Below are 6867 nucleotides of genomic sequence, written 5' to 3' on the forward strand. Positions count from 1 at the left end.
CGCTGTGGCTCACCGCCGCCCTCTACGAGCAGATGGTCGCCCACCAGCCGCAAGCCCTGGCTGGCGTGAGCCAGGTGCTCGCCGGTGGTGACGTGCTGCCCGCGCACCGCGTGCGCGAGCACCTCGCTCGCATGCGTGAGGGCGCCGTCCTCATCAACGGCTACGGCCCCACCGAGAACACCACCTTCTCCGCCACGCACACCCTGCGTGCCGGGGACGAAGTCCTGCGCTCCGTCCCCATTGGCCGGCCGCTGCCGCACTCCACCACCTACGTCCTCGATGAGGCCTTCCAGCCGCTGCCGCCCGGCGTGCCTGGAGAACTCTTCGTCGGTGGCGAAGGCCTGGCCTGGGGCTACCTCAACCGCCCCGACCTCACCGCCGAGCGCTTCGTCCCCCACCCCTTCGCCTCCACCCCGGGAGCACGCCTCTACCGCACCGGTGACAAGGTGCGCTGGACGGCGGATGGCACCCTCGAGTTCCTGGGCCGCACCGACTTCCAGGTGAAGGTGCGTGGCTTCCGCATCGAGCTGGGCGAAATCGAAGCCGTCCTGCGCCAGTTCTCCGGCATCCAGGAGACGGTGGCTGTCGTGCGCGAGGACGTGCCGGGTGACAAGCGCATCGTCGCCTACCTCGTCCCCACCACGCCCGGCCTGGACACCTCGGCCCTGCGCGGCTTCATGCAGCAGCGCCTGCCCGAGTACATGGTGCCCTCGGCCTTCGTGGAGATGGCCGCGCTGCCCCTGTCCTCCAACGGCAAGGTGGACCGCAGGGCCCTGCCCGCACCCGACTTCGCGGCCGCCTCCTCCGAGGACTTCGTCGCGCCTCGCTCCGAGCTGGAGACGAAGCTCGCTGACATCTTCGCGGGCGTGCTCGGCGTGGAGCGCGTCGGCCTGCACGGTGACTTCTTCGACCTGGGCGGCCACTCACTGCTGGCCACGCAGGTCGTCTCCCGCATCCGCGCCACGCTGAACGTCGAGCTGCCCCTGGGCGAGCTGTTCTCCGCGCCCACTGTCGCCCTCCTCGCCGAGCGCCTGCAGCAGCGCACCACCACCACCCAGCAACCCGCGCTCGTCCCCGTGGAGCGCACGCAGGCCCTGCCGCTGTCCTTCGCTCAGCAGCGCCTCTGGTTCCTGGACCAGCTCCAGCCGGGAAGCGCCTTCTACAACATCCCCTGGGCGCTGAAGTTCGACGGCACGTTGGACGTCACCGCGCTTCACCGCGCGCTGAGCGCGTTGGGTCAGCGGCACGAAGTGCTGCGCACGACCTTCGTGGTGCGAGACGGCGCCCCCACGCAGCAAATCCACCCCGAGGTCCGGCTGGAGCTGCCGGTGGTGGACCTCAGCACCCTGACCGCCGCGCAGCGGGAGGATGAGGCTCGCAGGCTGGCGCATGAGGAAGCCCAGCGCCCGTTCGACCTCGCGCAGGGTCCACTGGTGCGCACCACGCTGGTGCGCCTGGCCCCCGAGCAGCACCTGCTGCTGGTGACGCTGCACCACATCGTCTCCGACGGCTGGTCCATCGCCGTCATGGTGCGCGAGCTGGGTGCCTACTACCGCCAGTTCACCGGCGGCGAGCCCGCCACGCTCGCGCCGCTGCCCGTGCAGTACGCGGACTACTCGGTCTGGCAGCGCCAGTGGCTGACGGGTGACACGCTCAAGCAGGAGCTGGGCTGGTGGCGAGAGCAACTGGCCGGCGCGAGCCACGCGCTGGAGCTGCCCACGGACCGGCCCCGTCCGGCGCTGCAGACGTACCGCGGCGCCGAGCTTCCGGTTCCGCTGTCTCGCGAGCTGAGCGAAGCCGTGAAGGCACTGGCGCGGCGTGAAGGGGCCACGCCCTTCATGGTGCTGCTGGCCTCCCTCCAACTGCTGCTCTCCCGCTACTCGGGGCAGGACGACATCTCCGTCGGCTCGCCTATCGCCAACCGCAATCGGGCGGAGACCGAAGGCCTCATCGGCTTCTTCATCAACACCCTCGTCCTTCGCGCCCGCATCGACAGCCGCCAGTCGTTCCGCGAGCTGCTGGCCCAGGTGCGCGAGCGCACCCTGGCCGCCTACGAGCACCAGGACGTCCCCTTCGAGAAGCTCGTCGAGGAGCTCCAGCCGCAGCGAGACCTGAGCCGCAGCCCGCTCTTCCAGGTCACCCTCACCCTGCAGAACGCCCCCACCAACGAGCTGAGGCTGCCGGGGCTGACCCTCAGCCCCCAGGTGACGGCAAGCGACACCTCGAAGTACGACTTCAGCCTCCTGCTCGATGAGGGCAGCGAGGGCTTCACCGGCCTTCTCAACTACAACACGGACCTCTTCGACGCCGCGACGGCCGAGCGCATGATGCGCCACTACGCCGTGCTGCTGGAGGCGGTGGTCGCCGCGCCCGAGCGTCAGCTCGGCCTGCTCCCCCTGCTCACGGATGCCGAGCGTCAGCAGGTCGTCACGGAGTGGAGTGGAACGCCGGGGAGCTACCCCAGCGACACGTCGCTCGCGGAGCTCTTCGCGCAGCAGGCGAGGAGCACGCCTGAAGCAGTGGCACTCGTCTTCGGTGACGAGCAGCTGACGTACGCGCAGCTGGACCAGCGCGCGAATCAGCTCGCGAACTACCTGCGCGGGCTGGGCGTGCAGGCTGGAAGCCGTGTCGCGGTGCGCCTGGAGCGCTCCGTGGACCTGGTGGTGGGCCTGCTCGGAGTCCTCAAGGCCGGTGCGGCCTATGTCCCGCTCGACAAGGGTTGGCCCACCGAGCGTGTCACCTTCGCCCTTCAGCAGTCCGCCGCGGGCGTGCTGCTCACCCAGTCCGAGCTCGCAGACGAGCTGCCAGACCTGGGAAGCGTGCTTGTGGTCATGGATGAGGAAGGCGCGCGCATTGCCCGCCAGTCCGACTCCGCGCCCGTGGTGGCTGCAGGCGGCACTGACCTCGCGTACGTGATGTTCACCTCGGGCAGCACGGGCCAGCCCAAGGGCGTGTGCGTGCCCCACCGCGCCATCGCGCGCCTGGTGAAGAGCAACAGCTTCATGCGCTTCGGGCCCCAGGAAGTCTGGCTCCAGGCCGCGCCCATCGCCTTCGACGCCTCCACCCTCGAAGTCTGGGGTGCCCTGCTCAACGGCGCGAAGCTCGTCCTCGCACCTGCGCACTCCCTCTCCCTGGAGGAATTGGGCGCCGAGCTGGTGCGCCACGGCGTCACCTCGCTGTGGCTCACCGCCGCCCTCTACGAGCAGATGGTGGCGCACCAGTCCGAGGCACTGACCACCGTCAGCCAGGTGCTCGCCGGTGGTGACGTGCTGCCCGCGCACCGCGTGCGCGAGCACCTCGCTCGCATGCCCGAGGGCGCCGTCCTCATCAACGGCTACGGCCCCACCGAGAACACCACCTTCTCCGCCACGCATGCGCTGAAGGCCGGAGACGAAGTCCCGCGCTCCGTCCCCATCGGCCGGCCGCTGCCGCACTCCACCACCTACGTCCTCGATGAAGCCTTCCAGCCGCTGCCGCCCGGCGTGCCCGGAGAGCTCTTCGTTGGTGGCGAAGGCCTGGCCTGGGGCTACCTCAATCGCCCCGACCTCACCGCTGAGCGCTTCGTCCCCCACCCCTTCGCCTCCACCCCTGGCGCACGCCTCTACCGCACCGGTGACAAGGTGCGCTGGACGGCCGACGGCACCCTCGAGTTCCTGGGCCGCACCGACTTCCAGGTGAAGGTGCGTGGCTTCCGCATCGAGCTGGGCGAAGTCGAAGCCGTCCTGCGCCAGTTCTCCGGCATCCAGGAGACGGTGGCTGTCGTGCGCGAGGACGTGCCCGGCGACAAGCGCATCGTCGCCTACCTCGTCCCGGCCACGCCTGGCCTGGACATCTCGGCCCTGCGCGGCTTCATGCAGCAGCGCCTGCCCGAGTACATGGTGCCCTCGGCCTTCGTGGAGATGGCCGCGCTGCCCCTGTCCTCCAACGGCAAGGTGGACCGCAGGGCCCTGCCCGCACCCGACTTCGCCGCCGCCTCCTCCGAGGACTTCGTCGCCCCGCGCACCGAGCTGGAGACGAAGCTGGCTGGCATCTTCGCGGGCGTGCTCGGCGTGGAGCGCGTCGGCCTGCACGGTGACTTCTTCGACCTGGGCGGCCACTCACTGCTGGCCACGCAGGTGGTCTCCCGCATCCGCGCCACGCTGAACGTCGAGCTGCCCCTGGGCGAGCTCTTCTCCGCGCCCACTGTCGCCCTCCTCGCCGAGCGCCTGCAGCAGCGCACCACCACCACCCAGCAACCCGCGCTCGTCCCCGTGGAGCGCTCGCAGGCGCTGCCGCTGTCCTTCGCTCAGCAGCGCCTCTGGTTCATCGACCAACTCCAGCCGGGCAGCGCCGCCTACAACATCCCCTGGGTGTTGAAGCTGGAAGGCACGCTGGACGTGGCCGCGCTTCACCAGACGTTGCATGCGCTGCGGCAACGGCACGAGGTCCTGCGCACCACCTTCGTGGTGCGAGACGGCGCGCCCACGCAGCACGTCCACGCCGAGGCCTGGCTGGAGCTGCCTCTCGTCGACCTGTCCTCCCGGGAGCTGACCTGGCGCGACGAGGAAGCACGGAAGCTGGCCCGGGAAGAGGCGCAGCGTCCCTTCGACCTCGCACAGGGGCCGCTGGTGCGCACCACGCTGGTGCGCCTGGCGCCCGAGCAGCACCTGCTGCTGGTCACGCTGCACCACATCGTCTCCGACGGCTGGTCCATCGCCGTCATGGTGCGCGAGCTGGGTGCCTACTACCGCCAGTTCACCGGTGGAGAGCCCGCGACGCTCGCGTCGCTGCCCGTGCAGTACGCGGACTACGCCTCCTGGCAGCGGCAGTGGCTGCAAGGAGAGGTGCTGGAGCAGGAGCTGGGCTGGTGGCGGCAGCAGCTGGCGGGTGCGTCCCACGCCCTGGAGCTGCCCACCGACCGTCCCCGTCCGGCGGTGCAGACGTACCGTGGAGCCGTGGTATCCGCGCCGCTGTCCCGCGAGCTGAGCGAAGCCGTGAAGGCACTGGCGCGACGTGAAGGCGCCACGCCCTTCATGGTGCTGCTGGCCTCCCTCCAGCTGCTGCTCTCACGGTACTCCGGCCAGGACGACGTCTCCGTCGGCTCGCCCATCGCCAACCGCAACCGGGCGGAGACCGAAGGCCTCATCGGCTTCTTCATCAACACCCTGGTGCTGCGCGCCCGCATCGACAGCCGCCAGTCGTTCCGCGAGTTGCTGGCCCAGGTGCGTGAGCGCACCCTGGCTGCCTACGAGCACCAGGACGTCCCCTTCGAGAAGTTGGTCGAGGAGCTCCAGCCGCAGCGTGATTTGAGCCGCAGCCCGCTCTTCCAGGTGACTCTCACCCTGCAGAACGCGCCCACCAACGAGCTGGCGCTGCCGGGGCTCACCCTCAGTGCCCTGGCGCCGGAGATCGACACCTCGAAGTACGACTTCAGCCTCGTGCTCGACGAGGGCAGCGAGGGCTTCGCCGGCGTCCTCAACTACAACACCGACCTCTTCGACGCCGGCACGGCGCAGCGCCTCATGCGCCACTACGCTGTGCTGCTGGAGGCAGTGGTCGCCGCGCCCGAGCGTCAGCTCGGCCTGCTCCCGGTGCTGACCGAGGCCGAGCGCCAGCAGGTGGTGACGGAGTGGAGCGGAAGGCTCGGCACCTACCCGAGCGACACCTCCCTGGCCGACCTCTTCACGCAGCAGGCGCGGCAGACACCGGATGCGGTCGCCCTCGTCTCCGGTGATGAACAGCTCACGTACGCACAACTGGATGCGCGGGCCAACCAGCTCGCCAACTACCTCCAGACGCTGGGCGTGCAGGCCGGAGGCCGCGTCGCGGTGCGCCTGGAGCGCTCCGTGGACCTGGTGGTCGGCCTGCTGGCCATCCTCAAGGCCGGCGCCGCCTACGTCCCGCTGGACAAGGGCTGGCCCACCGAGCGCGTCACCTTCGTGCTCCAGCAGTCCGCCGCGGGTGTGCTGCTCACCCAGTCGGACCTTGCGGATGAACTGCCCGACCTGGGCAGCGTCCTCGTCGTCATGGACGAGGAGGGCACGCGCATTGGCCGTCAGCCCGAGTCCGCCCCTGCCATCCACTCGGGCGGGAGCGCACTGGCGTACGTGATGTTCACGTCAGGCAGCACCGGCCAGCCCAAGGGCGTCTGCGTGCCTCACCGCGCCGTCGCGCGCCTGGTGAAGAGCAACAGCTTCATGCGCTTCGGGCCCCAGGAAGTCTGGCTCCAGGCCGCCCCCGTCGCCTTCGACGCCTCCACCCTCGAAGTCTGGGGTGCCCTGCTCAACGGCGCGAAGCTCGTCCTCGCACCTGCGCACTCCCTCTCCCTGGAAGAATTGGGCGCCGAGCTGGTGCGCCACGGCGTCACCTCGCTCTGGCTCACCGCCGCCCTCTACGAGCAGATGGTCGCCCACCAGTCGCAAGCCCTGGCTGGCGTGAGCCAGGTGCTCGCCGGTGGTGACGTGCTGCCCGCGCACCGCGTGCGCGAGCACCTCGCCCGCATGCGTGAGGGCGCCGTCCTCATCAACGGCTACGGCCCCACCGAGAACACCACCTTCTCCGCCACGCATACGCTGAAGGCCGGAGACGAAGTCCCGCGCTCGGTGCCCATCGGCCGGCCGCTGCCGCACTCCACCACCTACGTCCTCGATGAAGCCTTCCAGCCGCTGCCGCCCGGCGTGCCCGGAGAGCTCTTCGTTGGTGGCGAAGGTCTGGCCTGGGGCTACCTCAACCGCCCCGACCTCACCGCTGAGCGCTTCGTCCCCCACCCCTTCGCCTCCACCCCCGGCGCACGCCTCTACCGCACCGGTGACAAGGTGCGCTGGACGGCCGACGGCACCCTCGAGTTCCTGGGCCGCACCGACTTCCAGGTGAAGGTGCGTGGCTTCC

At 70.2% G+C, this 6867-nt stretch carries 1 protein-coding gene; it reads left to right on the top strand.

Features of this window, described 5'->3' with window-relative positions; genetic code table 11:
* On the top strand, window positions 1–6867 hold a 6867-nt coding region (locus tag LXT23_RS49405; protein WP_253987543.1), incomplete at both ends, for a non-ribosomal peptide synthetase.

The organism is Pyxidicoccus xibeiensis, assembly GCF_024198175.1.
Lineage (GTDB): Bacteria > Myxococcota > Myxococcia > Myxococcales > Myxococcaceae > Myxococcus > Myxococcus xibeiensis.